The following is a 955-nucleotide window of genomic DNA, read 5'->3' on the forward strand; positions in this document are numbered from 1 at the left end:
ATTTTTCTCTTGGGACAATTGCCACGACAGGGGCCGTTGAACTTTCTTCAACAGGTACAGTGACACAAGACAGTGTTATTCTAGGGGGGCAAGCTTTAAGCTTGCTTGGTACAGAGGGAACATACATCCTTACCAACGCTAACAATGAGATTGGCACGCTTACGGCTAATACTGGCAGTGTGGAATTGGTGAATGGCTCTGCACAAACTACTGGCGCTATTACTACAACTGGGTCGTTAAGCTTGACCTCTGATGCACTGACGATCAATGGAGATATCGATTCCGGTGCTGGGGACATAACATTTAATACTGATGCGCTGACTGTTACCAGCGGCACGGTTAAAAGTACTGGCGCACTACAAATAGCGGCCAAAACAACCTCCGCAACGATTGGTATTGGTGGTGGAACTGGCACTCTGCAAATTACGGCGACTAATTTCAGTACAGATTTCGTCGATGGATTCTCTGAGATTACGATTGGCGGCGAGAATCAATCAGGAAATATTGATGTTGATGCCACCGTATTGAAAGATGCATTGACACTGCAAACCACAGGCAACATCACTCAAAACGGTGCCATTACCGGTGATCAAAATCTGACGTTGTTAGGTGGTGGTACACACACATTAAATAATACTGACAATGCGATAGGCCAGTTAACAGCTACCAGCGGTGCATTAATTTTCCGCGGTACAGAATTTACTTTAGGAAATATTGCTACTACAGGTGCTATTCAACTATCCAGTACAGGTACCGTAACACAAGCAAGTGATACGGCCATCACAGGAGGTCAAGCGCTAAGTTTGTTTGGTGTAAATGGTGCGTATACCCTAAGTAACACGGGCAATGAAATCGCTTCGTTGGCTGCCAATACAGGCAGTCTAAGTGTTACCAACAATCATGATTTCTCCCTTGGATCTATTATCACCACAGGCGATGTTGAACTGTCTTCCAC

The 955-nt window shown here is 45.2% G+C and carries 1 protein-coding gene; it reads left to right on the plus strand.

The annotated features are described in order from the left end of the window. Window positions 1-955 (plus strand): hypothetical protein (locus DKT73_RS19965; protein ID WP_157959227.1); only part of this gene is annotated, 955 nt, incomplete at both ends.

The sequence above is a fragment of the Marinomonas shanghaiensis genome (assembly GCF_003259175.1).
Taxonomy (GTDB): domain Bacteria; phylum Pseudomonadota; class Gammaproteobacteria; order Pseudomonadales; family Marinomonadaceae; genus Marinomonas; species Marinomonas shanghaiensis.